General features: G+C 70.0%; 16 protein-coding genes. 10 read left to right on the forward strand and 6 right to left on the reverse strand.

Features of this window, described 5'->3' with window-relative positions; all coding sequences use genetic code 11:
• The first annotated feature begins 14 nt into the window (after positions 1-14).
• Genes IE277_RS38260 through IE277_RS38275 form a run of 4 tightly spaced genes read left to right on the forward strand, consistent with a single transcriptional unit; the run spans position 15 to position 12,473 of the window.
• On the forward strand, positions 15-7,484 hold the full coding sequence (locus IE277_RS38260; protein ID WP_189958353.1) for a type I polyketide synthase: 7,470 nt from the start codon (positions 15-17) through the stop codon (positions 7,482-7,484).
• Between the two features lie 15 nt (positions 7,485-7,499).
• A complete protein-coding gene (locus IE277_RS38265; RefSeq protein WP_189958354.1) occupies positions 7,500-10,421 on the forward strand; it encodes an aldehyde dehydrogenase family protein in 2,922 nt (973 codons plus the stop codon).
• Positions 10,418-10,684: an acyl carrier protein gene (locus tag IE277_RS38270; RefSeq protein ID WP_189958355.1), complete on the forward strand. Its 267-nt coding sequence runs from the start codon at positions 10,418-10,420 to the stop codon at positions 10,682-10,684. The genes IE277_RS38265 and IE277_RS38270 overlap by 4 nt, the downstream gene beginning before the upstream one ends.
• Positions 10,677-12,473, forward strand: coding sequence for a fatty acyl-AMP ligase (locus IE277_RS38275; protein ID WP_189958356.1), 1,797 nt, complete (start codon positions 10,677-10,679; stop codon positions 12,471-12,473). Before IE277_RS38270 ends, IE277_RS38275 begins: the two co-directional genes overlap by 8 nt.
• A gap of 296 nt (positions 12,474-12,769) precedes the next feature.
• On the opposite strand, the gene IE277_RS38280 is transcribed toward IE277_RS38275, so the two are convergent.
• On the reverse strand, positions 12,770-13,945 hold the full coding sequence (locus IE277_RS38280) for an IS110 family RNA-guided transposase (RefSeq protein ID WP_229882274.1): 1,176 nt from the start codon (positions 13,943-13,945) through the stop codon (positions 12,770-12,772).
• Positions 13,946-14,672: 727 nt separating this feature from the next.
• On the opposite strand from IE277_RS38280, the gene IE277_RS38285 reads away from it, so the two are divergent.
• The 3 genes from IE277_RS38285 to IE277_RS38295 are packed head-to-tail and all read left to right on the forward strand — an operon-like array spanning position 14,673 to position 16,616.
• Positions 14,673-14,903, forward strand: coding sequence for a hypothetical protein (locus tag IE277_RS38285; protein WP_189958357.1), 231 nt, complete (start codon positions 14,673-14,675; stop codon positions 14,901-14,903).
• A gap of 25 nt (positions 14,904-14,928) precedes the next feature.
• The gene (locus tag IE277_RS38290) at positions 14,929-15,687 is read left to right on the forward strand and encodes a hypothetical protein (protein ID WP_189958358.1); all 759 of its coding nucleotides are present in this window, start codon (positions 14,929-14,931) and stop codon (positions 15,685-15,687) included.
• Positions 15,687-16,616, forward strand: a complete 930-nt coding sequence (locus IE277_RS38295) for a DUF6895 family protein (RefSeq protein WP_229882275.1) — start codon at positions 15,687-15,689, stop codon at positions 16,614-16,616. Before IE277_RS38290 ends, IE277_RS38295 begins: the two co-directional genes overlap by 1 nt.
• 536 nt (positions 16,617-17,152) lie before the next feature.
• Here IE277_RS38295 and IE277_RS38300 read toward each other — a convergent pair.
• Entirely contained in the window at positions 17,153-18,508 is a 1,356-nt protein-coding gene (locus IE277_RS38300; RefSeq protein WP_229882276.1) for a cytochrome P450, read from the reverse strand.
• Positions 18,509-18,719: 211 nt separating this feature from the next.
• On the opposite strand from IE277_RS38300, the gene IE277_RS38305 reads away from it, so the two are divergent.
• On the forward strand, positions 18,720-19,055 hold the full coding sequence (locus IE277_RS38305) for a polyprenyl synthetase family protein (RefSeq protein ID WP_189958360.1): 336 nt from the start codon (positions 18,720-18,722) through the stop codon (positions 19,053-19,055).
• Between the two features lie 40 nt (positions 19,056-19,095).
• Positions 19,096-19,866 (forward strand): transposase family protein, encoded by a 771-nt coding sequence (locus IE277_RS38310; RefSeq protein ID WP_189958361.1) that lies wholly within the window; start codon positions 19,096-19,098, stop codon positions 19,864-19,866.
• Between the two features lie 172 nt (positions 19,867-20,038).
• On the opposite strand, the gene IE277_RS38315 is transcribed toward IE277_RS38310, so the two are convergent.
• Positions 20,039-20,821, reverse strand: a complete 783-nt coding sequence (locus IE277_RS38315; RefSeq protein WP_189958362.1) for a S1 family serine peptidase — start codon at positions 20,819-20,821, stop codon at positions 20,039-20,041.
• A gap of 740 nt (positions 20,822-21,561) precedes the next feature.
• Here IE277_RS38315 and IE277_RS38320 point away from each other — a divergent pair.
• Entirely contained in the window at positions 21,562-22,245 is a 684-nt protein-coding gene (locus IE277_RS38320; protein ID WP_189958363.1) for a scabin-related ADP-ribosyltransferase, read from the forward strand.
• A gap of 324 nt (positions 22,246-22,569) precedes the next feature.
• Here the strand turns inward: IE277_RS38320 and IE277_RS38325 are convergent, their stop codons facing one another.
• The 3 genes from IE277_RS38325 to IE277_RS38335 form a co-directional block, all read right to left on the reverse strand.
• Positions 22,570-22,857 carry a hypothetical protein gene (locus IE277_RS38325; protein ID WP_189958364.1) on the reverse strand — a complete coding sequence of 96 codons (288 nt, stop codon included), beginning with the start codon at positions 22,855-22,857 and terminating at the stop codon, positions 22,570-22,572.
• A 437-nt stretch (positions 22,858-23,294) separates the two neighbouring features.
• Complete coding sequence (locus tag IE277_RS38330) at positions 23,295-24,413, reverse strand: oxygenase MpaB family protein (RefSeq protein ID WP_189958365.1); 1,119 nt, start codon at positions 24,411-24,413, stop codon at positions 23,295-23,297.
• 520 nt (positions 24,414-24,933) lie between these two features.
• Positions 24,934-25,734, reverse strand: a complete 801-nt coding sequence (locus IE277_RS38335; RefSeq protein WP_189958366.1) for a glycine-rich domain-containing protein — start codon at positions 25,732-25,734, stop codon at positions 24,934-24,936.
• Positions 25,735-26,058: the final 324 nt, after the last annotated feature.

The raw sequence follows: 26,058 nt of genomic DNA on the forward strand, positions 1-26,058 counted from the left end.
TGGGGTGTGGGTTGATGGGGGTTTCGTGCGCCGCGGATGCGTTCGCGATCGTCGGGCTGGGGTGTCGGCTGCCCGGCGGGATCGTGGATCTGGCCGGCTTGTGGGAGGCGCTGGAGGCCGGGCGTGACCTGGTGGGGACAGTCCCGGAGGATCGGTTTGAAGCGGCACGGTTCGTCGACACCGAGATGGCGCGGCCGGGGAAGTCGTACACCGCGCGAGGTGGGTTCCTTGCAGACATCGCCGGGTTCGATGCGGACTATTTCGGGATCTCGCCGCGGGAGGCGGCGCAGATGGACCCGCAGCATCGGCTGCTGCTGGAGACGACTGTCGAGGCACTAGACGATGCGGGCATCGACCCCGCACTGTTGGCGGGCTCCGACACCTGCGTGTTCATCGGCATCTCGGACTTCTCCTACGCCGGACTTCAGATGACCAGGGCCGGGCAGCTGAACGCCTATTCGATGGCGGGCGGTGCGCATTCGATCGCGGCGAACAGGCTGTCACACTTCTTCGACCTGCACGGGCCGAGCATGGCGATCGACACGGCCTGTTCGTCGTCGCTGGTGGCGGTGGAGCGCGCCTGCCGGGAGCTGGCGTCGGGCGGCAGCCGTGTGGCGCTGGCGGGCGGGGTGAACGTGCTGCTGAACCCGAACGGGTTCGTCGGGTTCAGCCAGGCGTCGATGCTGTCCAAGCGAGGCCACTGCGCGGCGTTCTCGGCGGATGCCGACGGGTTCGTCAGGGCCGAGGGCGCGGGCGTGGTGGTACTGAAGCCGCTTGCCGATGCGGTGGCCGGCGGGGACCGGATTCATGGGGTGATCGCCGCGGCCGGCAGCAACTGCGACGGGCGTACCGCCGGGCTGGCGCTGCCCAGTGCGCGGGCGCAGGAGGACCTGCTGCGGCGGGTGTACGAGCGGGCGGGCATCGCGGCCGACGAGGTGGTGTACGTGGAGGCGCACGGCACCGGCACGCAGGCAGGCGATCCGGCTGAGTGCACGGCGCTGGGCCGGGTGCTGGGCGCCGCGCGGTCGGTGGGGCCGCTGCCCATCGGGTCGGTGAAGTCGAACGTGGGGCACCTGGAGCCGGCCTCGGGCATGGCGGGGCTGTTCAAGACTCTCGCGGTGCTGCGGTATGCCACGATCCCCGCCTCGCTGCACCTCGAACCCCTTAACCCCGCCATCGACTTCGCCGAACTCGGGCTGGAGCCCGTCGACCGGGCACGTCCGCTGCCGTCGGGAGAGAGGCGGCGCTTCGTCGGCGTCAACTCCTTCGGGTTCGGTGGGGCGAACGCCCATGTGGTCGTCGGCCCTCCGCCGGCCACCCCGCCGGGGCCGGACGTTGAGGTGGCAGGGGAACTGCCGGTGATCGCTTCCGGGCGTACCCCACAGGCGGCCGAAGAGGCGGCGCGGCGGCTGGCCGCCCGGCTGATGAGTGTCGCATCGGAGGAGTTCTACGACATCGCGGCCACCACCGGGGGCCGCCGTGCCAAGCACCGCTACCGCCGGGTGGCGCTGGCCTCGACGCCGCACGAGGCCGCGCGGATCCTGTCCGACGAGAGCGTGACGGGCGAGGCGGCCGCGCAAGGCCGGCTCGGGCTGGTCTTTGCGGGAAATGGCTCGCAGTGGGCGGGAATGGCCGCTGACCTGCTGGACGACGCGGTGTTCCGCGCCGAGGTAGAGGCGGTCGACGCCGCGCTGGCGCCCCGGCTGGGCTGGTCGGTCGCCGATGCTCTGCGACGGCCGACGGACGAGTGGGGGCTGGAAGCCACCGAGATCGCTCAGCCGCTGCTGTTCACGGTGCAGGCCGGGATCACCGCGGTTCTGCGCGCGCAAGGCGTGACGTGGACGGTCGCCCTCGGGCACAGCGTCGGGGAGGTGGCGGCCGCGTACGCTGTCGGCGCGCTGACGCTTCAGCAGGCGGCGTGGGTGGTCGCCGAGCGGAGCCGGGTTCAGGCGCTTACCGCCGGTCAGGGCCGGATGGCGGCGGTGGGGTTGCCCTCGGTCGAGGCTGAGGAAGTCCTGTCGGCCTTCCCCGGCCTGGTCGTTGCCGCCGTGAACAGTGCCAGGGACGTGACGGTCGCCGGGCCTGTGAACCAACTCAAGTCGCTGGGAGAGGAGTTGGTCGCACGGGAGGTGTTCTTCCGGCTCATGGATCTCGACTACGCCTTCCACAGCCCGGTCATGGAGCGGGTCCGCGGCCCGCTGACGGCCGGTCTCGACGGGTTGGCCCCGCAGGGGAGCACCGATGCTCTGATCTCCACCGTGACCGGTGGGCCGGTGCCCGCGAGCGGCCTGGACGCCGATTACTGGTGGCGCAACGTCCGCGAGCCGGTCCGATTCGCCGCCGCCGTCGAACACGCCCTGGACACGGGCGTCGACGTCCTGTTGGAGGTCGGCCCCCATCCCGTCCTGCGCACGTATCTGCGCCGGATCACCGCCGGACGCGACCGGGTGGGCGTACTGGCGACCCTGCGTCGCGACATCGCCGGGCCGGCCGCGCTGCGCCACTCGGTGGAAGCCCTGTTCGCCGCCGGGGCAGAGATGGACTTGGCACGCTGGTTCCCCCGCCCCGCGCGGGTGGCGGAGCTGCCCGCGTACCCGTGGCAGCGGGAGCGGCACTGGAGCGGCCCCCCGCACCATTGGATCATCAGCAGCGGACCGGGGCGGCTGGACCACCCCCTGCTGGGCGAACGGCTGCCGACGGCGGAGCCCTCGTGGCAGGGGCCGGTCGAACCGGCGCTGGTGCCCTGGCTGGCCGACCACAAGGTGGCCGGATCCGTGGTGTTCCCGGCGGCCGGTCACATCGAGCTGGCCCTGGCCGCCGGGCGGCGGGTGCTGGACGGGCCGGTGGAACTGGCATGGCTGGAGGTGAGCCGCCCGCTGGTCATCCCCTGGGGCCGGGCCGGAGACGTCCGGATGCAGGTCGCGTTCTCACCCGACGACGGCATGGTCTTCATCACCAGCACCGAGACCACCGACGGCGCCGAAGGCGATGCCCCACCGCCCCGCCCGCACGCCCGATGCCAGGTCCGCGACCTGATCGGCCGCCCGCCCGCGCGGATCGACCTGGCGGGCGTGCGCGCCCGCTGCCCCCGACGCGGTGACGCCGACGCCCTGTACCCCGCACTTGCCGCGACCGGCCTGGACTACGGGCCCGCCTTCCGGCAGCTCACGCGGCTTCACATCGGCGAGGGGGAAGCCCTGGCCGCCTACCGGCACACCACGGACCCGACGGACACCGCGCACTACGTGGCGCATCCGGCACTTCTCGACGGCGCACTCCAGGCGTGCGTGCCGCTCGTGGCCGCCCGGGTGGGCGCCGGGCAGGCATGGCTTCCGGCCTCGATCGGGGCCGTACGGGTGTGGCGGAGCCCGTCCCCGACGGGGATGGTCCAGGTCCGTGATCGCACGCGTGGGACCAGCGAACTCTGCTTCGACATCACCGTCACCGACCCGGACGGCAGTGTCACCGTCGAACTGGCCGGTGTCCGCATGCGGCGCGTGCCCAGCCCCGCGGACCGGACACCGCAGCGTTACGAGACCGTGCTGCGCGCCGCGCCCCATCTCCATCTGCCGGCCGCGCCCTCGCCGCTCGGCACCAACGACAACCTCTCCGGGGCCGTCGCGGGCAGCGTCGATGCGGCGGGGGCCGATGCGCGCTCCGTACGCTTCGCGGACTTCATGACGCGGATCAGACTGCTGACCGCTCATGTGGCCGCCGCCGCGTTCGCGGACCTGCTGCCCGCAGACGCATCCGAGTTCACGCCTGCCGACCTGGTCCAGCAGGGCATGTTGCCCGGACACGACCGGTTGGCGCAGGCTCTGCTCGGCCTGATGTCCCGGCACGGCCTGGCCGCCATCGGCGACGATGAACGTTGGCGGCTGACGGGCACGCCGGCCCCAGCACCTCATCTGGCGCGGCTGCCTCTGGACTTCCCCGCCTTGAGTGCCGAAGTACAGCTGGCCTTCCGTCAGTTGTCGCATCTGCCCCAGGTGCTCCGCGGCGAACAGGAGGCACTGCACCTGCTCACCGGCCAGGGCTCCCAAGACGCCTTCGAGCAGTTTTACGACGTGGCGCCGACCTGCCGGTTCCACAACCGGATCGTCGCGGCGCTCACGGCTCAGATCGTGCGGGCCTGGCCCGAAGACCGGCCCTTGCGGATCCTGGAGATCGGCGCGGGCACGGGTGGCACGACCGCCTCGCTGCTCCCGCTGCTGCCGCCGGAACGGACCGTTTATCACTTCACCGACGTGTCCGCGGGCTTCTTCGCCCGCGCCAGGCACCGTTTTGGCGACTACCCCTTCGTCGACTACCGCCCGTTCGACCTGAACACCGACCCTGGCGAGCAGGGATTCACCGACGCCACCTACGACCTCGTCGTCGCGGCCAACTCCCTGCACACGGCGGCCCACCTGCGCACGGCCCTTGGCCGGGTGCGGGAGCTGCTGGCCCCGGGTGGTCGACTTGTGGCCTTCGAGACTCACGACACGGACTATCTGCTGCCGTTCTTCGGCGCGCTGGGCAGTTTCTGGGGTCACGAGGACGAACTGCGGCCGGATTCGCCCTTGCTCGGCCGTAACCAGTGGCTCGATGTGCTGCGCGAGTGCGGTCTGTCCGACGCCGTCTGCCTGGGGGACACGATCGGGTCGGCGGACAGGGAGATCTCCTCGGTGCTGCTGGCCTCGGCACCCGCGAGCGAGACCGCCCCGCCCGCGCCTGCCCGGCCGGACGACGACACGCGGTGGATCGTGGCCACCGAGAGTGAACCGGAGACGCCGCTGGCCGAGCACGTCGCCGCACTGCTCGCCGGGCCCGGTACACAGTCCGTGCCGGTGGCGCCCATGCCCCTCGACCCGGCGGCCTGGACGGCGTCGCTCGCTGGTGACGGCGATCCTGGCGTGGTCGTTCTGCTCGGGGACTCCCCGGCGGACCCGCAGGCGATGCTCGACCAGGCCGTACGACGCGCTGCCGCGCTGCGCGCTCTGGCCACGGCCTGCCGGGACCTCCCGGAGGGCCTGCACCCTGCCCTGTGGCTGGTGACCCGGCCCAGCGGTGCACTACCCGCGCCCGAACGAGCCGCCCAGCCGCAGGACGCCGCCGCCTGGGGGTTGGCGCGCACCCTCGCCAACGAACACCCCGGTCTACGGGTGACCAGGCTGTCGCTGGAACGCCTCGACGACCCGGCCGCCGACGCGCACCGGCTGGCCCACGAGCTCCTGGAACCCCTCACCTCGTCCGGCGACGACGAGGGCGCGGCGGCGCGTGAGGACGAGATCGTGCTCACCGCGAACGGCCGTTTCGTGCCCCGTGAAGGCGCGTTCCCCTCCGGCGAGTACATCGAGTCAAGCGGCGACGGGCCCTTCGCCCTGGAGATCCCGGCGCCCGGTCTGTCGTTCGAGCCGGTCTGGACGCGGATCAGTCCCGTCGCTCCTGGGGCCGGTGAGGTGGTGATCGCGGTGCGTGCCGCGGCGCTCAACTATCGGGACATCATGCTGGCGACCGGCCTGCTGCCGCCCGAAGCCGCCGAGGGCATGTTCAGCGAGAACAGGCTCGGCTTCGAGTGCGCCGGGATCGTCACGGCCATCGGCGACGGCGCCGGCGACCTGACGGTCGGGGATCGGGTGTACGCGGCCGTCCCGGGCAGTCTGGCCTCGCACACGGCGGCTCCCGCGCAGGCCGTGGTGAGGATTCCTGACGGGCTCGGCTTCGCGGAGGCCGCGACCCTTCCGGTGGCCTTTCTGACAGTGCATTACGCGCTGCACGATCTGGCGCGGCTGGCGCCCGGGGAGACCGTGCTGGTGCACGGGGCCGCCGGTGGGGTGGGGCTGGCCGCCGTCCAGTACGCCCGTCTGGTGGGCGCCACCGTGATCGCCACCGCGGGCAGCCCGGCCAAGCGCGACCTGCTGCGCGCGCTGGGCGTCGAGCACGTACTGGACTCCCGCACCCTCGACTTCGCCGACCAGGCACTGCGGATCACCGGGGGGCGCGGGGTCGACGTGGTGGTCAACTCGCTGGCCGGGCAGGCCATCGACCGGGGCCTGGAAACCTTGCGGTCCGGCGGCCGGTTCATCGAGCTCGGCAAGCGTGACATCTACGCCAACAAACCGCTGCTCATGCGGCCCTTCAACCGCAACATCGCCTTCTACGGCGTCGACGTCACCGCCCTGCTGTTCGACGAGGCCGGGCTCGCGAGCGGCCGGCGCCTGCTGGCCGCGGTCGCCGAACGAGTGGCGGACGGCCGGTACCGGCCGCTGCCGCACACCGTGTATCCGGCCGCGCGGGTCAAGGAGGCGTTCACGTTGCTGCAGCACTCGCGGCACATCGGCAAGGTCGTCGTCAGCCTCGATCCGCAGGACGGCCCGGTTCCCGTCCGCACCCGGACCGAGCCGCCCCGGCTCGACCCAGACGGCAGCTACCTGGTCACCGGCGGGTTGAGCGGGTTCGGTGCCGCCACCGCCCGCTGGCTCGCCGAACGCGGGGCCCGCCATCTTGGCCTGGTCTCCCGGCGGGGAGCCGACGGCCCCGAGGCGGCCGAAGTGCTGGCCGACCTGTCTGTGCGGGGCGTGACGGCCACGCCGTACGCCGCCGATGTCACCGACGCCGCCGCCATGGCCGAGGTGATCGGCCGGATCGACGCCACCGGACACCGGCTCACGGGTGTCGTGCATGCGGCCATGACGCTGGACGACGCCCCGCTCACCGAACTCAACGACGAGCGGTTCCGCGCGGTCCTGGCGCCCAAGATGGCCGGGGCGGCGGTCCTCGACGCCCTGACCCGCGAGCGCGACCTGAGCCTGTTCTGGCTCTTCTCCTCGTTCACCACCTCTGTCGGCAACATCAAACAGTCCGCCTACGTCGCCGGGAACTCCTACGCCGAAGCGCTGGCCCGGCGACGGCACAGCCCCGGCCTGGCCCTCGCCGTCGCCTGGGGCGCGATCGGCGACTGCGGCCATGTCGCCCGCGAGGGCCTGGCACCGTCCATGGAAGCATTCGGCGCCATCCCTATCAGCTCTCACGAGGCACTGGCCGCCCTGGAGACGCTGACGGCATCTGGCGCCACTGTCACCGGTATCGGCCGCTACGACTGGGCCCGGCTGCGCCCCCTTCTGCCCACCCTGGCCGCGCCCCGCTTCGCGGCGCTGCTGCCCGCCGACTTCGAGCTCGGCGGGCACACGCGTCAGGATTTTCTGGCCGCGCTCGCCGGCCTCAACACGGACGAGGCGCTGGCCACCGTCAGCGGCGCGCTCGCCGAACTGCTGGCCCGCATCCTCCAGACCGACGTCGCCCGCCTCGATGCGCGGCTGCCGCTCCAGGACTACGGCGTCGACTCCCTGATGGCCGCCGAACTGCTGATCACACTGCGGCAGCGCCTGGACGTCGAGATCCCGCCCATGGAGCTCCTCCAAAGCGGCATCACCCTCACCGACCTGTCCCGCCATGTGCTGCTGCGCCTCGGCGTGCGCACCACCGGCACCACCAACGGCTGAAGGAGAGGCCCCGTCATGGTGACCTGTCAGGAATCCGATGGCCCGGCGGTGGAGGACGCAGAGGGCTTCCTCAGCTTCGGGCCGCTCATCGGCGGCGCCACCGTCGCCGACCGGACCGAGTGGGTCCACGCGATCCGCGCGAGCGCACTGATCGATGATCCCATCGGCGCCACCTGCTACCGCAACGCGCTGAACGCCGGACGCATGGGCCCCGACGCCCATCCCGAGACGATCCTGGGGCGCTGCGCCCTCGCCGGGCCTGAGGACATGCAGGCCGCGCTGCGCACCGCGCGGCAGGCGACCGCCGAGTGGGGTGGCAGCGCCCCCGGTCGGCGTGCGTCCCTCGCCGAGGCGTTCCGGACGCGGCTGCGGGAGCACGCCGACGCGTTGACCGGGCTCCTGGTCGAGGAGGGACATCCGGTACGGCTGGCCCGGATGGAGGTTGCCAACCTGCTCACCTTCTTCGGGCCGGAGACCACCGAATGGTGTCTGCGGCAGATGGAGACACAGCACACCGCCGACGGCCGGGCGGTGTCGTTGCGCCGGGTGCCGGACGGCGTGGTGTGCGTTCAGCCGCCGCAGAACACGCCGGCGCTCAGTGTCGGCGCGGCCTTCCAGTCCGTACTGGCCGGCAATGCACTGGTGGTGCGGCTGTCCCGGCACTCGCCGATCGCCGCCATGTATCTGCTGGAGCGGGTCGCCGTGCCCGCGCTCGCCGAAGCAGGCGCTCCGCCCGGCGTCCTGTCGGCGCTGTGCACGGACCCGACGCAGGCGCTGGACACCTGGCTGGAAAGCCCGTTGGTGGACGACGTGCTGTACTTCGGCGACTCGATCCGCGGCGAGCAACTCGAGAAGGCGTGCCTGGCAGCGGGCAAGAGGCCGATCCTGGAACTCGGCGGCAACGACATGGTCGTCTTGTGGCGTGACGCGCCGCTCGACCAGGCGGTCGAGACGCTGCTGGAGTCGTACCACGGCAGCGGCCAGATCTGCTGCGCGCCCAACATCGCGCTCGTCCATCCCGAGATCGCCGACTCGCTCACCGACCGGCTGTGCGAGCGGGTCCGGGCGCTGCGGCCCGGCTTCCCGGACGACCCGGGGGTGATGCTGGCCGCCACGCCCCACACCGCCGGATACGACGCCACGCTCGCCGACGCCCGGCGGGCGGGCGCCCAGGTCCTGACCGGCGGACGTCACCTGGACGTCCACGGCCAAGACAGCGACGTCGCCGTGTTCGCGGAGCCGGCGCTCGTCCGGGCCGACGGGCTGTCCTTCGCCCGCAAGCTCCGCTCGGTGCGGTACGAGACATTCTTCCCACTGCTCACTCTGGCGGTCCCCCACCCGGCCCCCGACGGCGAACTTCTGACCGAGATGCTGTCGTTCATCGCCTCCGGCGCCTACGGCCTGCGCAACTCGCTGTGGACACGGACCCCGGAGGTCATCGACCGGTTCATCCGCGACGTCCGCTCCTGCGGCCAGCTTCGGGTGAACGACTCCCACCTCGCCGGGGTGCCCTACCTGTCCAATCACGGTGGCCCGGGCCTGAGCGGCGACCGGTTCGCTGAGCTCAACTACCCGATGCTGCGCACCAGCCGGCTCCAAGGCGTGTCCATCGCGCAGGACGCTCCGTCACCGGCCGAGGACCCCAGCCCGTACGTCCCCGCGCAGCCAAGGCCCCGGGTCGAGGCGGTCCGGGAATACCCGCCGGGCTGGCCCCCCGATCAGCTGCCCGGCGGACTGCCCGCCCCGTTCACCGAGGCGTTCCAGCACGACCCCTACCCGACGCTGCACTGGCTGCGCGAGCACCGGCCGGTCAGCCGGATCGTCAGCCCGGACGGTCCGGGCTGGCTGCTGACCCGCTACGACGACGTCCGCAAAGCACACACCGACCCGCGCGTGACCTGCAACAGCAAGCGCATCCCCGCGGGCGTCATGTGGCTTAGGCACTGGCCGTCCGAACTGCGCGAGCGGCTCTTCGTGCACCTGCTGGACAGCGACGACCCGCGTCACGGCGAACTGCGCCGCATCATGCAGCCGTTCTTCACACCCGCCCGGCAGGAGCAGTGGCGCTCGCGGGTACAGCGCCTCGTCGACAACCGCATCGACCAGATCGTGGACCGCGGCCGCGGCGACCTCATGGCGGCCGTCGCCTATCCGCTCGGCGGCAACGTCCTGTTCTCCGTGCTCGGCGCCACTCCGCCGCAGATGAACCACCTGCGGGCGATGATCTGGCGTACCGCAGAGTGGAACAACGACGTGCCCTACGTGGCGGCGCTCGCCCACGAGGTCGACGCGTTCGTACGGGCGGCCGTCGCCGAGAAGCGGCGCGCCCCCGGCGACGACCTGATCTCGCTGCTGGTCCGGGCCCGGGACGAGGACGGCCTGCTCAGCGAAGACGAACTGCACGGCCAGGTGATGATGATGCTCGTGGCCGGCCAGGACCCCAGCATCAACAGCGTCGGCAACAGCCTGCACGCCCTGCTCACCCACCCCGGCCAGCTCACCGCGCTCCGCGACGACCCGTCCCTGATCGCCACTGCCGTCGGCGAACTGCTGCGCCACGAAAGCCCCCTGCCCTTCACCAGCTGGCGGGGCACCCTCAAACCGGTGGAGTTCGGCGACGTGACCGTCCCGGCGAACGAGTCCCTGTTCCTGTGCATCGGCGCGGCCAACCGGGACCCCGCCCGCTTCCCCGAGCCCGACCGCCTCGACCTGCGCCGCCCGACACCCGGTCACCTCGCCTTCGGCCACGGCGCCCACTACTGCCTCGGCGCCCACATCGGCCGGATGACGGCCGAGGCCGCCGTCACCGGCGTCCTGCGCCGACTGCCCGGACTGCGCCTGGACGGCACGCCACGGTGGCGGCCCAGCATGTTCGAACGCGGACTCAGCGTCCTGCCCGTCGCCTGGGACGCCACGCGGAAGGAGGCGGCGCGGTGAACCGGGCCGACATCCTCGCCGAACTCAAGGCCATGCTCGCCGAGTTCGGCGACGTCGACCCCGAACACGTCGACGAACAGACCGCGTTCATCGCCGACCTCGGGCTGGACTCCCTGGTCCTGGTGCGGATGACCGTCGTCGCCGAGGAGCGGTTCGGCGTGCGCATCCCCGACGAGGTCGCCTGGGAACTGCACACTGTCGGCGCCGTCCTCAACCATGTAGAACACGCCCTGGCCGGGCAGATCGGAGCCGGCGGTGAGTGAACTCGTCCGGTTCCTGCGCGAGAAGATGTGGATTCTCGGCGACACCCGCTGGTACGCGCGCGTGGACAGTGTCCGCGGCGAGCTCGTCGAGGTGGAACGCCTCGGATACGCCCAGCTCGACGCACGAGCCCGCGCGGTGGGAGCCTGGCTCACCGACCACACGCCGCCCGGCGCGCACGTCATGCTGATGTACCCGGCGGGCCTGGAGTTCTTCACGGCCTTCCTCGGCTGCCTGTACGCCGGGCGGATCGCCATCCCCGCCCCGCTGCCGGACACCGACCGGCGCGCCCTGCAACGCGCCGAGGGCATCATCCGCGACGCCGACGTCGGCCTGATCCTCAGCGACACCGCACACCAGCCGGCACTCGGCTCCTGGCTGGATGGTCTCAGCCCGGAACGGCGGGCCGAGTGCGTCGCGACCGACGGGACCGTCCCGCCGGCCCCGGACACCTGGTCCCCGTTCTCGCTGCACCTCTCCGCCGCCGCCTACGTCCAGTACACCTCGGGATCGACCAGCGAGCCGCGCGGCGTCGTCATCAGCCACCGCAACCTGCTGCACAACCTGCTGTCAATCAGAGAGAAACTGCTCACCGAGGAGATCCTGGACGAGCTGCGCCACGACCCGTCGCCGCCCGGCGCCGGATGGCTCCCGCACTACCACGACATGGGCCTGGTCGGCATGCTGCTCAGCCCACTCGCCTGCTATGGCAACCTCGTCTTTTGCTCCCCGGTGTCCTTCATCGCCCACCCGCTGCTGTGGCTCCAGATGATCAGCCGGTACCGGGCCTTCTACACGTTCGCCCCGAATTTCGGCTACGACTGGCTGCTGCGAAGCCTCAAAGCCGGGCAACTCACCGAACTGGAATCAGATCTGGACTTGGGCAGCCTGCGGTTCGCGCTGAGCGGCGCCGAACCCGTCCGCGCCGAGACCCTGAACGCGGTCGCTCGCAGACTCGCCCCCATCGGCTTCCGCCCGGACATCTGGGCCCCCAGCTACGGCCTGGCCGAAGCCACCCTCATGGTCACCGGCACCCCCTGCGGCCAGGGACCGACCATGAGACGCTTCGACCGGGACGCCCTGGAAGCAGGTGCAGCCGTGCCCGCACCGGACGGCATCGAACTCGTCGCAAGCGGCCGACCCGCCGGAATGGACATCAGGATCGTCGACCCGGCCAACTCACATCCCGTCAAAGACGGGCAGATCGGCGAGATCTGGGCACGCGGCCCCAGTGTCGCCCCCGGCTACCTCGGCAACCCACAAGCCACCGCCGAACACTTCGCCGCCCGCACCGCCGACGGCGACGGCCCGTACCTGCGCACCGGAGACCTCGGCTTCCTCCAGGACGGCGAACTGTACGTCACCGGCCGCGCCAAGGACCTGATCATCGTCAACGGCCGCAACATCCACCCCCAAGACATCGAACGCATCAGCGAAACGACCGACCCCGCAACCGGCCCCTGCGCCGCCTTCGCCCTGCCCGACGCCACCGGCCGCGAACACATCGTCCTGGTCCAGGAGATCCGCCCCCTCCACCTCAACGGCCGCGCTCCCGCGGGCCTCGCTGAACTCATCAGAAAACGCCTCGCCCAAGAACTTCGGCTCGCTGTCCACGTCGTCATCGTCGGACCGATGAGCGTGCCCCGAACCACCAGCGGCAAGATCCAGCGCTCGCGAACCCGGGAGGAACTCCGCGCGGCCCGCCTCGACCCGCTTCACTCCGACATCCCCGCCCAGAGTCCCCTCGCGAGTCCGACGGGAGGCCATGAAGCCGGCCGCCCTGGGAGCTGACGGGCACCGCAGCCAACACGGTGTCCTCATCGACGTGCCGCTCGGATACAGGCCGCCTTCACATCCCTCGTCCCTCTGGTCGACCAACTCGGCGGTAGCTGACTTCGCCCTCCAGCGCGACGGCGAGCGCCCACGAGCTATGCCGCCGATAGTGGATTCGGCGGTAGAGCTGCGCCTTTGATCACGGTCGGAGAGACAGGCAGGCCCTCGTTCATCCCTGAGAAGCTGAACGGAAAATTCCCCAGGTTACGGGCATGCTGATGCGTTCTTTGGCCAGAGCTTGGGTGTGCTGCGGTTCAGGCTGTGGCGGGGGTGAGGGCGACGTCGTGGCCGAGGGCCTTGAGCTGGCGGACCAGGTCGCGGGTGCGGCGGTTCGGGTCGATGAGGCGCTGGTGGTAGTCGGAGCCGAGGTCGCTGTATTCGGTGTCGGGGTCGTTGATCAGGTGCCAGGCGATGACGAGGATCGAGCGGGCGACGGCGACCAGGGCCTTCTTGCGGCCGCGGCGTTTGACGATGCGTCTGTAGCGGGCGCCGAGGAAGGTGTCGGTGCGTGAGGCGGCGGTGGCGGCCTCACCGAGGGCGCCCTTGAGCCAGGGGTTGCCCCGGCCGGTGGGGCTCGCGCCGCGCTTGGCGCCGGACTGGGTGGTGCGCGGGGTGAGCTTGGCCCAGCTGGCGAGGTGGTCGGCGGTGGGGAACACTCCCATGTCCGGGCCGAGTTCGGCCAACAGGACGTGGGCCGTTGTGATCCCGACACCGGGGATCGCGTCGAGGCGTTCGACCAGCGACGGTCCCGGACGTAAGGCTGAGGTTCCTTCCGGGCCGGGCAGGTCGCGGACGACGGTAGTGATCTGTTCGGTGAGCCGGGCGATCTGGGCGGTGAGATGGTCGATGCTGTCGAGCAGGGTCTGGCAGAGGAAACCGTGGTGGTCCTCGAACTTCCCGTTCAGGGCCTCGGCGAGGGCGGTCTTCTTGCGGACCAGGTTGCCGCGGGCGAGGTCGGCCAGGGTGTGCGGGTTGTGTTCGCCGGCGATGAGTGCGGCGAGCATTAACCGGCCCGAGACGCCGAACAGGTCGGTGATCACGCTGGTCAGCTTGATCTGCGCGTCCTCCAGGACCTTCTCGACGCGCTGCTTGTGCCGGGCGCGTTCCTGGTTGAGGACCGTCCGCAGCCGGGTCAGGTCACGCAGCTGCCGCACCGGCTTCGGCGGCACGAATGAGGGCCTGAGCATGCCGCGCTCGGTGAGCTTGGCCAGCCAGACCGCATCCAGTTTGTCGGTCTTGGGCCGGCCCGGCACGTTCTTCACGTCGCGGGCGTTGACCAGCCAGCAGTCCAGGCCGCGGGCTTCCAGGAGGAAGAAGTACGGTTTCCAGTACGTGCCGGTTGCTTCCATGACCACCCTGGTGACGCCCTGGCAGACCAGGCGGTCGCCCAGTTCCAGGATCGCGGCGGTGGTCGCCGGGACGTTCCACACCTCCTGCACCCCGCCGCCCGGCACGGCTGTCGTGGGGCAGGCGCATACATACCATCCCCGACGCCTTCGCGACGTCGATCGCCGCGACCCGTTCCACCATGTCCTCGGTCCGGCCGAGTTCTTCCGGCTCCGGCACCGTGCTCACCTCGCTTCTTCCGGGCCAGGCGGCGGCTGCCCGTGGAGCGGGAGGGGACGTCGGAAAGCTGAACGGTGTGCTCGAAGGCAACAGTGCATGGCCCCTCAGGCCGGCTCCGGCGTCAGACTGTGTCGCGGGATCGCTCCCCCAAGTTTCTGCCGACGTCGACGGACAGCCGCCGACCCAATTTTCACGCCTGGCAAGGCGTCACAAGGAGGGATACGGCAACTGTGTCAGAACCGGTGATCTGTGACGCTCGGCGATTGGCTGCAAGGTCGCTTTGTTGTGCGCCTGGCCGGAGATGCGCTGCGGCCGGAATCGGCCTACTCGGTACAGCGGTTGATGCTGAGATTGATCACGGTCGGCTTGGTACGCCGGACGCACGATCGTCGGCCGTGGGGACCAACGGAACAGCAATTGAGGCGCTGAACCGACGCCTTCCGGCCGGTCCCCAAACCCCGAAGACGCGCTGGATGTGTGTTCGGTGAGGGTCACCTTTTCGGTGGGCGGTGAGTGCAGACGCTAGCGAGGGGGGTCCGGTGTTCCGACACTGGTTGTGTACGTGTTCCCGTACACGATGAGGTGATTGCCATGTCTTTGTCCGAAGCCACAGTCATGGGCGCGTATCGCGCCGCCGTCGTCGAGCTGGTGGCCCCCGAGCGGGCCACGGCGCTACCGTTGGGCATCGCCGACCCGCAGGGCAACCCCATGCTGCTGCTCGCCGCGCATGCGCAGCTGGACGCGAACCCGACCGAGAAGGAGCCCCTCGAGGACGCCTTCGAAGGTGTGATGCAGAGCCTTTCTTGCGCCAGGGCCTTCTGAGCAGGGGAGAAGTCACACCTTGCCGGTGATCCATGCAACGGTCGCTGCCTCGGTGGAGGCGGCTGCGCAGCAGCTGACAGACGGCGTCGCCCGAGCTCTGGGGGGCGCGGGCGGTACCGTCTTCTGTCTCCATGACCACGTCGCCGGCGGACCCGACGTGGTCGCCGGACTCGGCGCGGTACGGGTCCTGGGCGCCGATGTGCTTGCGCCGTTCGTGCTGGGCGGCGCGGCACTGGGCTGCGACGACATCGCCCTGCTCTGCGACTCCGTGCGGGCGTTTCCCGCGCCGACCCCGACCGCCGACGATCCGGAGACGGTCCGGCTGTGGGGCCTGCGCGACTGGGCGCTCAGCCACACCCTCGCCGGGCTGGGCGTGGACGTGGGGGGCTGGATCGGTCTCGCAGAGGGCGCCGATCCGCACACCGAGATTGATGACGGAGCGTCAACGCATTGGGCTGCCTGGGCGGTCGAGCTCTCGCAGCTCTCCTCGCTGGCCTTCCCCCAACTGCACAGCCCCCTGCGTTCGGGGGCCCGAGAGCGCCGGCTTGACCTGGCCCGGGGCGTCACCCACGCCCTGCTCCGTCGCGACCACCTACGCGCCGCCCGACTCGCCCGCTGGCTCGCGCTGAGCGCCGCCGAGGACCGGGGCGCGGCGACGGAGCCGGCCGTCCGGCAGGTGCTCGCCCCTGCCCTCGACCACCTCGACGCCATCGCCGTCGACCAGCCGCGGACCCTGATGGAGGCCGCGCTGGCCCGGTGCTTCCTTCCGGAGGTCGTTCGCTGATGGACGTGGACCCCGCCGCGCTGCAGATCCCGCACCGGGTCAGTGCGCGCGCCCTCGACTGGCTGGAGTCCGTGCGCTCCTGCTTCGCGCTCGATGCCGACCTGCCGGTGCACGAGATCGACGGGCCCAGCCTCAAGGCGCTGAGTGAACTCGCTCTCGCCGCGGGCATGGTGATCCGGGAGGCGGTGGCCGCCCCGGAAGAGGCTCGCAAGGCGCAGTCCCTGATGGACTTCGCCTGGCAGCAGTTTCGCGAGGGCGACGTTCTCTACGAACTGCAGCGGCACACCCCCGCCGCGACGCACTGCACGGAGATCTACTCCTTCTTCGCGGCGACCGGATACCGGCACGCGCGGCTGGAGCAGCTGCTGGAGCACCTGGTTGGGATGCGAGCGGCGCGTGTTCCCGAGCATGTGCCCAACCGTCAACTTGCCGTGGTTGCTGCAGTGCGAAGGATTGGGCTGCCCGACCACAGTGACCTTGAGGAGCTGATTGGGCGGACCTGGCTCGGGGGGATGCCGGAGCCGTGGATGCTGGACGCCTTCAACGGCTACGGCATCACGCACACGGTCTTCCATCTGACCGATTGGTCCGCCGAACCCGGGCGACTGCCGGGCAAGTTGCAGCACTATCTGCGAGCCTGGCTGCCTGCCTGGGTGGAGGTGTTCGCGGAGACGCGGGGGTGGGATCTGCTGGGCGAGTTGCTGGCGGTCGGGATGTGCCTGGAGGAGCCGATGTTCTTCCCGGCGGTGTGGGAGCAGGTGGCCCAGGCGCAGCGCGCGGACGGGATGCTGCCCAACGGGGTGACCCGACCGCCGGACGATGCGGTGCTGGCCTTCCGTAACCACCACCATCCCACGATCGTGGCGGTGGTGGCCGGGACGCTGACCGCGTCCAGGGCGCTGACCGTAGCGGCCGGGATGCCGGCGTGAGCATGAAAGGCCCGGGGCGTGGGTCCGCCGGGGCAGAACCTGCAGAGGCCGTGCGCCACCCACCGCGCTGTTGCCCCAAATCCACTGTGAGTGACGCGAGTTGGGTACCGGTCGGCTCCGGTCGCTGAAGAATCGAGTGTGGGCTGAGCCTGCTGCCGGGTGGGCGGATCATGCATTTGGTGCGGTTTCTTCCGGTCGCTGCTGGTGATCTGGGCTGGTCGGCGCGGGCGGTGCTGGTACTGGTACTGGCGGGGCGGAGCCTGTGTCGTTGGCGAGTGCCGCGTCTTCGTCTTGCGGGTGGGTGGTGATCCGCTGTGGCCGTGATCGGGAACGTGGCCGCGAGCCGCTACCACGAGCTGGTGGCTTCCTCGCTGTACCAGGTCGAAGTCCATTCCGCTGCCCAGTGGGCTCTTGCTCGTTTCACCATCGAGTCCCGCCCGATGAATGTGAGCGGAACGATGGCCGCGGGCACTTGGGTTCGCAGCGATAGGGCATGGCTGGAGCTGATTGAGGCCGTTGGCACCCCGCACCGGGCTCTACAGCATGCGTAGCGTCGCTTGCAGTCGCTCGGCCGGTTGGAGCAGGAGGCCCGGTCGGGGGACGGGCTCGTCGGGGTCGAGGTGGAGGTGGAAGCGCTGCGCGAGGGTCGCCAACAGCAGCGTCGCCTCGACCATGGCGAACCGGGCACCGAGGCAGGCCCGTTGTCCACCGCCGAAGGGGAACCAGGCGTGTTCGGGCACCGCCGGTTGCGCGTCCGGGTCCCACCGCTGGGGGCGGAAGGCCTCCGGGTCGGGGAACCAGCGCGGATCGCGATGGGTGGTCCACGGACTGCACCAGACCGTCGTTCCCACAGGGACGGGGGCACCTGCGAGCGTCGCGCCCTGGCGGGCTGTGGCGGGCAGGACCCAGACGGGTGGGTAGAGGCGCAGGGCCTCCTTGACCACCTGGCGGGTCCAGTCGAGCCGCTCGTAGTCGTCGAAGACGGGAGGGCGGCCGCCCAGTACCCGCGCGAGTTCCTCGGTCAGACGTCCGCGCGCCTCGGGGGAACGTGAGAGCAGGTACCAGGTCCAGGTCAGCGCGGTGGAGGTGGTTTCGTGGCCGGCGGCCCAGAACGTCACGGCCTCGTCCCGGACTTCCTTGGGCGACAGCGGACAGCCCTGCTCGTCGCGGGCCTCGAAGAGGCGAGTGAGCAGGTCATCGCCCGGCGCGGGGCCGGTGCCGGCCAGCCGGTCGGCGATCAGCTGGTTCACCTCGGCGTCGATCGTCGCGACGGCCTTGAGCAGGCGCCGCCGGGCGGGCGTGCGGACCCATCCGGGCAGGAACTGGGAGACGCTGCGCAGCTCGGCGCCGATCTTCTGCTGAGCCATGGCCATGGCGGCTGCGAGTACCCGGCCCTGGTCCCCGAGGTCGCTGCCGAAGAGTGTGCGGAGGACGATCCGTTGGGTGAGGGCGGTCATCTCGTCCAGGACGTCGATGCGCTGGTCGTCGCGCCAGCGATCGGCGTGCGCGATGCCGCACTCGACCATGGTGGCTGCGTACTCGCGGACCTGGCGCGGGCGGACCGCCGGCTGGACGAGCGAACGCTTGCGTTGCCAGTCGGCCCCGCGGCTGAGGACCACGCTCTCACCGGCCACCTGCCTGAGCATCCAGCTGAGGTCGACCATCTCGAAGGTCCGCTCGACCGCGCCCAGAAACTCCGCGATGTGCTCGGGCCGGGAGATGAACAGGCTGCGGCGTGGACCGAGCGACCAGCGGGCGAAGTCGCCGTGGTCGTCCCGCAGCTGGGCTAGGAACGCCAGCGGGTCGCGGCCGAAGGCGAGGAGATGCCCGAGGAGTGGAAGTCCGGGCGGTCCGGATGCGGGGAGCACCGGTGTGGCTGCGGCAGAACCCATAATGGACATCCTTCGGACTGATCGGCACCAGTGCGATGGCGCGGGGACCCGGTCCTGCACCGCGCTTGCCGCTCCTGACCGTGGACGAGGTCCGTTTAAACTGCGCGACCCGCCCGGCTTGCTGACGGTGCGTTGTCAGCCCGGCCTGCCGCTTTGAGTCCTCCTCGGACGATCGAAGGCCAGAGCCAGTCAACAGCCGCACCAGCATCCATTGTCGATCATCAGCAACCGAGTCACCCGAACGGCCCAGCCCCCGCCTGCGGGTCGCCCCCTGCACATCGGCGCGGCCCTGGCCGGTGGCAGCGCCCGACTGCGTGCGGACCTGAGTGCGTACGCCCTGCCCGTGGGGGAGGCTTTCCAGCTGCGGGATGACCTGCTGGGGACGTACGGCGACCCGGAGATCACCGGCAAGCCCGCTCTGGACGACATCCGGCAGGGCAAACACACCGCACTGTTGGCACTGGCATGGCGGCACGCCACCCCCGCCCAGCGGCACCAGCTGACCGCCCTCATCAGCGACTGGGACATGCGCGAGGAAGGCGCCTAAAGCGCGTTGCAGAAGGCCGTGGTCAGGGCATTTCCCTTGTATGCGTGGGGTGTTGAGGGCTGAGCCGTTGTGGGTGGAGACGTTCACGGGGCTGCGGATGGCGCAGTTCGAGCGGTTGCTGAAGGTGGTGCGGGAGCGGGGTGGCGATGGGCCGCGGATCGGGCGGCCGTGGTGTCTGCCGCTTGCCGATCGGGTGCTGATGGTGGCGGTCTACTACCGGACCAACCTGACCATGCGGCAGCTCGCGCCACTGTTCGGGGTCTCGCCGGCCACCGTGTGCAGGGTCATCCAGCGTCTGCGGCCGCTCCTCGCACTCGGGCCGGTCTCCCGCCCCGTCGATGCTGCGGACCGGCTGTGGATCGTGGACGGCACGCTGGTCCCGGTCCGTGACCGTACGGTCGGCGCCTCGAGCCGCAACTACCGGTTCTCGGCAAACGTGCAGGTCATCATCGACGCCGACACGCGCCTGGTCGTGGCCACCGCCCGTCCGGCCCCGGGCAACAAGGCCGACGCCCATGTCTGGCGCAACTCCGGCCTGCCGGAGCAGTGCCAGGGGGTCACGGTGCTCGGCGACGGCGCCTACATCAACACCGGCCTGGTCGTCCCGCACCGCAAACGACCCGGCCGGGCGCTGCTGGCCGGCGAGGAAGCCGACAACAAGGAGCATCGCCGGGTCCGTGCACGGGTCGAGCATGCCTTCGCCCGCATGAAGCACTACAAGATCCTCCGCGACTGTCGACAGCACGGAGAAGGCCTCCATCACGCCGTGCAAGCAGTCGCGCACATGCACAACCTCGCCCTGGCTACGTGATCAGCACAGCCGTAAGCGGGCCCTGACCTGCAAAATCACGGCCTTCTGCAACGCGCTTTAGATCGTCCGCGGCATTCTGACCGCCACGAGTGCCCGCGACACGGTCGAGCGCATGATCACCGAGCGCCGCACACAGGCCAGGGGCGACCGTGGCGTGGCGGCTCGGGCCGGTCTACTGGGATTCGGCCCAGGACTTGACCTGGGCGACGTCCGTGAACACGGAGGGCGAGCCAGGTTCGCCGCAGCCGCGGCTCCAGGAGGCGATCCCGACGACCATTCCGTCGGCCGTCAGGGGATCGCCGGAGTCGAGCGTGCAGATGCCGGAACCGCCGTCGTCGCTTCCCGCGCACAGCATGCCGGAGCCCAGGACCGGGTCCGGGCTGGTGGGGGCCGTCTGCGGCCCGGGGTAGGCGGCCTGGCACGCGGCGAAGGTGCGGATGGGCAGTTGCGTCTCCTGAAGGGCGTTGGGGAGGGATGGATCATCTGCCTGGGTCCTGCCCCAGCCGGTGACCGTGGCGAGCGTATCCGGGGCGGGGGCACTGCTTGCGAGCTTGGCGAAGCGGACGGTGCCTGTCTCCGAAGCCGAGCCCGACAGCTGGAGAATTCCGACGTCGTTGGCGAAGGTGTTCGCGTTCCAGCCGGGATGGACGACGACCTTGCTGACTCCACTGCTGTGGGGCAGCTTGCCTTTCTCCAGGCCGCCCCACCGGACCTCAATCTTGCTGGCGGTCGCGCCGGCGATGCAGTGGGCACTGGTGACCACCCTCTTCGCACCGATGAGGAAGCCGCCACAGGCGTGGGACTTGCCAACCCAGCCCTCCATAAGAACGGAGACCTGGTAGGGCGCGGTGTCGGTGGCGGCGGGGGATCCGCCGACGATCGCGGCAGCGGGCACCGTAGTGGCGAACGCCAGTCCAAACGCGATCCCGGCGGATACGACAACCTTGCGGAGCATGCGGCCTCCTGGGGTGAAAGAGCGGCGTAACGGCTGATGCGGCCCGGAGGCGGCAGTGCCATTACTCCGGGTGACTTGCTGGTCCAAGTCACGAACACCATGGTCATGTCGGCCGGAGCCCCGGGTCCCCGGCTCGTGGCGGATTCACTCGAAGTGTCCAGCCGACGCCCCGCCGATTGCCATTAATTCCACGATCCACGCCACACGTATGCAAGATCCATGTGATCTGTGCAGATACAGACGCAAGGAGCGGCTGACCTATGGAAGGCCAGCCGCTACAGGACACACCCGCCCTGCGCAACCTCCGATGCAAGGTAGAGCTGCAAAGTGCAAGGTTCAGCGGCACAGGACAGATGTCGTCGGGGCTGACAGCTGTCAGCCCCGACGACATCACGTCCGGAAGGTCATTAACGGCACCCCATAGGCTGCGAACTCCTCAGCCTGGGGAACTCGTGTGCCGCGGTCCATAATCGACCGGAGTGGCCTTCGTGTTCCCTCACCAACCACTGCGAGATCCTGCGAACCCGTCGGCTTCACGGCCGTACTGGGTGGACCGGCGAGGGTCACCCCGTCATGGAGCCCGGCCCCCAAAGCCCTACGTCAGAGGGGCCGGCGGGCCGAACAGGATCGGTATGACTGTTTCCCTCTTGGGGGTGACCGCGGCGCCCATTCCTCCGATGTGAGTTCTGCGCCCGTTAGAAATGATCCGTCCTGCTGATCAACAGATGGGCTGATCCAAGATGTTGAAGACCGCTCTGCGTGTCCTCGCCGCGACATCCCTGGCCACCGCCTCGCTGACTGTCGCCGCTCCCGCCGACGCGACCGTCCACCGCTCCACGACGGCGCGGGCGCAAGCCCCTGACACCGGACCCTGTGGGCCGGTCGGCCTGTTCCACCCGTCGGACTGGTGGCGCACCACCACGTCCCCGTCCATCGCCCCGGCCGTCCGGCATGCCGCGGCGGACGAGAACTGGCAGTGGCGCGACGACACCAATACCCTCTGGCGGGGCGACACGCGGGACAATGTGCAGAAGCTCTTCGGTGAAGGCTTCACCCCGCGAGGCGAGACGGTCACCCCGCTCGCCGAGTACATCGTCAAGGGCGGCGGCCAGAACACCGCGCATGTCAGTACGAGTTGCGAGAAGTGGGTGGCGCAGAAGTCCGCCACATACGGTGCGGCGAAGACAGGGTGGGTCTACGAGATCGAGGCTCCGGGCGGCATCGACGTGAACGCCACCGCCCACCTCAACGGGTATCAGTCCCCGTACCTGTGGAACAAGGAGATCGACTTCCCCGGCGGGATCAAGGGGAGTTACATCAAGGAAGCCTGCAAGTACCGCCTCCTGAAGACCGATCCGGACACCAAGGTCAACACGTACGAGAACCTCGGCTGCCGGACCAACGACCACTTCGAGCCCGCCTAGGCCTGCTGCCGCACGCTGAGGACGGGGAGGGTGCATCGGGTAACCACCCGAAGGAGCTCCTGAATACCCCGGCCGGGTGGCGGGCGACACCGCCGCCACCCCGCCACCCTCAGGAATTACGCTTCCGCCTTACGGGCCAGAAGGCAGGCGTGGCCTCTCTTCACCCGGCCGTCCGGCTCCTGCTCCACGCGCGCGGCGACGACGAAACCGGCCCCACCCAGCAGCTCGGCCGTGCGGTCGAGCGTCCGATCCTCAGAGTCCGGGCCGCCCCGCCGAGTGCTTCCGGCACCCTGTCTCGCATCGCCCCAGGCTACGACTGCCCGGTCAGCCGATGATCGCCGACTTCGCCACGTAAGTGCCCGACTCGCCGGGAGCGAGAACGCCGGACGAATCACCCTGGCAATCCGCGGTCTCGTACAGGGTGATGGCATTGCCGGTGTTGTTCTCGAAGGAATGCGTATCGTCGGCGCCGAAGAAGACGCAGCCAGCCAGATCGTGATACGGCGTACCATCGACAATCAGATCACCGTCGGCGGCGTCGGCGACTGGCGCGGCAACGAACAACATCACCGCGGCGAGAACCCCGGACACTGCAACAACGCTGCGCCGCATGTCATGCCTCCTTGCTGGACCGGAAACCCGGCACGCATCCCCATACCGAGTGGGCACGTCAGCGTACAAGCATGCCCTTATGCTCAGGAATCGCTCCAATGAGTGAAATTGACGTTAAGGGACGCATGCGGCTCCAGCCCATCGTCCAGGTCTGCCCCAGGCTCGACGACCAGCCAGCACCCCGCACACACGACAGAACCGGCCAACCTTCGCGGTCAACGCACTGGCAAAGCCGGGCGTCAGGCCCGGCCTTGTTAGCCGCGCGGCCCGGGACCCGCCACGGCGGACAGTTCCCGGGCCCGGCCATGCGGGGGTGGCGAGGGGATGGTTCGTCGCTGTCTGCCGGGGTCCGAGCCCGCCTCTTAACCCGGTCTACACCCGCACCTGGATCAAGACACCCGGGCTTGTGCGGCTTCGGGGCCCGGCATCGCGGGGTGTCAGGTGCTGGCTGCCGGGAGCAGGCTGGTGTTCATGGGCAGGTCGACGTCGCCGTGTTCGCGTTCCAGCCAGCGTTGGACGAGGCTGAACAGGACGTCGTTGAACTCGCCCCGGGGCAGGCCGGAGGCTCCGACGGTGTTGATGGTGGTGAAGGCTGCCGGGACCGCGACTTTGACGGAGGCGTCCAGGAGAGGGTCACGGGCCAGGTGGATGTGGTCGGCTTCCTCGTCGCCGATGATGTAGCGGACGAAAGCGTTGACAAAGGGCCGGACCACCGGCGATGCCGGTCCGGATACGATTTTGGTCATGGCGTCGATGGCCTGTTGGGCTTGAGCGTTGGCTTTGGCGGAGTCCTGGCTCAGTTGCTGCTTGAGGACCGCGGCGATGTGGAGGGAGTCCGCGACGGTGGTCGGCAGAATGTCGAGCGGCATGCCCAGCATCGCTCCGTACACGCGCCACAGATGCAGGTGGTCAGCCTGTTCCTGGGGCGTCATCGCGGTCCCGAATTTGGGCAGTGTGTCGTAGGCGGCGTTGGTGAACATCGTCCAGTTCTGCAGGAACGTGATCTGGTTGATCGGCGTCCCCCACTGGGCCTGGTCCCAGCCGTCGGCCAGGAGCAGGTGCCGAACCGCCGAGTGCATCATCCGGGTCTTGAGGAGGTCGACGAGCAGGTTGCCCGAGGGCCCGAACGGGTCGGCTTGGTAGAAGCCGACCAGGAGCTGTGCTGCTTTGCCGGCGAACAGTTCGGGGTCGTTCATATCGACGGCGCGGTCGATGGCGCTCATCTCCATCGGCATACGGACCCGGCCGATGGTGGTGTGCAGAGCGGCGGTGATGCCTTCCTCGATGGCGTGTTGCTGCTCGAACCGCTGGCCGCGGCTGATAGCGGCCTGGTCTGCCCAGGCCGGCACCGCCAGACCCGCGGTCAGGAAGGTGACGACCTTGTCCGGCAGGCCGTCGGGCAGAGGCTGCCCGTTGGTCTTCCAGTCGTGCAGGAGCGCGTTGACATGTTCCACCTGCCCGTGTGCGAACAGGTCGTCGACCACCGCGTCAGAGTCCGGGTCGCCGACGTTCTTGAGCCTGTCCAGCAGAGCCAGATCGGCCGGGGTCGGAACCACCGGACCGCCCTCCGCCGATGCCATTACTTTGGGGAGTCGAGGAGTCACCATGAGTAGTGAATGGTCCCTTCTGAATAGGCCGGCGGCCTGCCCGGCAGGGGCGGCCTCGCACAGATCCCGGCGACGTTGTCTGACGGTTGGACGATGTCGTCGGCAGCCTCAGCCGTGGTCAGAAGCCGGTTGTGCTCGCCGTGCGGCGGCACCCCGACGGCCGGCCCGTATATCGGCGGCTCGATCGACTGGTCGGTGGTCACGTTGGGGCTCACTCGATCGCCTGGAGACTTCGACGTTCCGTCGAGATTTCCTGGCGCATGGTCGTTCTCAGTGAGCCGAGGCGTCGATGACGTTGCGCTGCACCGGCACCATCGACCAGCCTGGCCTCATCGAGCACAGCCTGCGTATTGCGGGGCTGGCACGGAGGCCAGGGGTCGAGTGGGAGTGGGGCGCTTCTCGCGCTGGGGATGAGGGTCGGGCTGCTGCCGGGGTGGTCAGCAGGCGGTCATTGCACGCAGGAGGGGCATCAGGCGCTGTTCGTGGTGTAGGCCAGCACGATGCAGCCAGGCTGCCCGTCCACTCCCTTCCATCCGTCGTTGCTGGGGCCATCGGCAACGTCGCCGCCCTTGCCGCCTTCGCCGCCCTGACCCGCCAGGTCGCAAGTCCCCAGCGTGCGGGGGCTGAAGCCGCGCCCGCCGCCCCAGCCCCCGCGGTTGCTGTCACCATTCCCGCCGTCCTTGCCCTTACGACCGTCCAGCAGAGTGGGATTCGACCCGTCACACTCGCTCTTGCGGGCCTCCCCGATGCCCTGGGCCTTGCCACCGTATCCGCCGTATGAGCCGCGATAGGCGCCCTCTCCGCCAAATGCCCAGTCCGCACTGACCTTCCTGGATCCGTCGACGTCGACCGTCGACTTGACGCCGCCTCCTCCCTCACCACCGGCCGTGGGGATCCACCCCCCGGTGCCGCCGCCTCCGCCCTTGCCGCCGATGCCGACGCTCAGGTTCAGAGCGCTGCCGCTGGTGACGTCGAGATCGCAGCTCACTACTGCACCAGCGCTGCCGCCGCCGCCGCCCCCTCCACCCTTTGTGAACGCGGGGGTGTAGGCGCCCCCGCCGCCCCCGCCGCCCCCGCCCCCGCCGACGGCCGCGACCGAGATCTTCGTGACCCCGTCGGGCACCTTGAAGGTGAACGTGCCCGGCGCTGCGTAGGTCTTCGTCTGCTGCTCTCCGGGCGCCTTCGGTTGCGCGTGTGCGTCCGCTACCCCACATACGGCGAGCAACACCGCGCTACTGGCGGCCATGGCCCTGGCCAGGCGTGAATCCATCGCGTACTCCTTCGGCTAGAACATCCGAACCGTTGGCTGCCAGGCCCCTCTCAGGCGCTGGCAGACACCACAGTCCCCAAAACCGACGGGTCAGAGGCGATTTGCTGGCGAAACTCCCCATATCTGGGGAAGCGGGAGCGAAATGGCAAGGAAGAGCTGACCCCGTGGGCCGGGCGCACATCCGGCGAGGGAGCGCCCGGCGCGCGCCGCCGTTGCTCCCTCCCAGCGTTCGAAGACATGTCCGAGATCAGCGCAAGGCGATGAGGCCGGTCGGGTGGACCACGCGCGGCGTCAGCCGCGGGCGTCGGGTTGTCCAATGTCTCG

Source organism: Streptomyces alanosinicus (assembly GCF_014650595.1).
In the GTDB taxonomy this organism is placed as follows: Bacteria; Actinomycetota; Actinomycetes; order Streptomycetales; family Streptomycetaceae; genus Streptomyces; species Streptomyces alanosinicus.

Coding starts and splice junctions, on each gene's coding strand:
- IE277_RS38260 (WP_189958353.1), top strand. CDS start 15: ATGGGGGTTTCGTGCGCCGCGGATGCGTTCGCGATCGTCGGGCTGGGG.
- IE277_RS38265 (WP_189958354.1), top strand. CDS start 7,500: ATGGTGACCTGTCAGGAATCCGATGGCCCGGCGGTGGAGGACGCAGAG.
- IE277_RS38285 (WP_189958357.1), top strand. CDS start 14,673: ATGTCTTTGTCCGAAGCCACAGTCATGGGCGCGTATCGCGCCGCCGTC.
- IE277_RS38295 (WP_229882275.1), top strand. CDS start 15,687: ATGGACGTGGACCCCGCCGCGCTGCAGATCCCGCACCGGGTCAGTGCG.
- IE277_RS38300 (WP_229882276.1), bottom strand. CDS start 18,508: ATGGGTTCTGCCGCAGCCACACCGGTGCTCCCCGCATCCGGACCGCCC.
- IE277_RS38310 (WP_189958361.1), top strand. CDS start 19,096: ATGCGTGGGGTGTTGAGGGCTGAGCCGTTGTGGGTGGAGACGTTCACG.
- IE277_RS38315 (WP_189958362.1), bottom strand. CDS start 20,821: ATGCTCCGCAAGGTTGTCGTATCCGCCGGGATCGCGTTTGGACTGGCG.
- IE277_RS38320 (WP_189958363.1), top strand. CDS start 21,562: ATGTTGAAGACCGCTCTGCGTGTCCTCGCCGCGACATCCCTGGCCACC.
- IE277_RS38325 (WP_189958364.1), bottom strand. CDS start 22,857: ATGCGGCGCAGCGTTGTTGCAGTGTCCGGGGTTCTCGCCGCGGTGATG.
- IE277_RS38335 (WP_189958366.1), bottom strand. CDS start 25,734: ATGGATTCACGCCTGGCCAGGGCCATGGCCGCCAGTAGCGCGGTGTTG.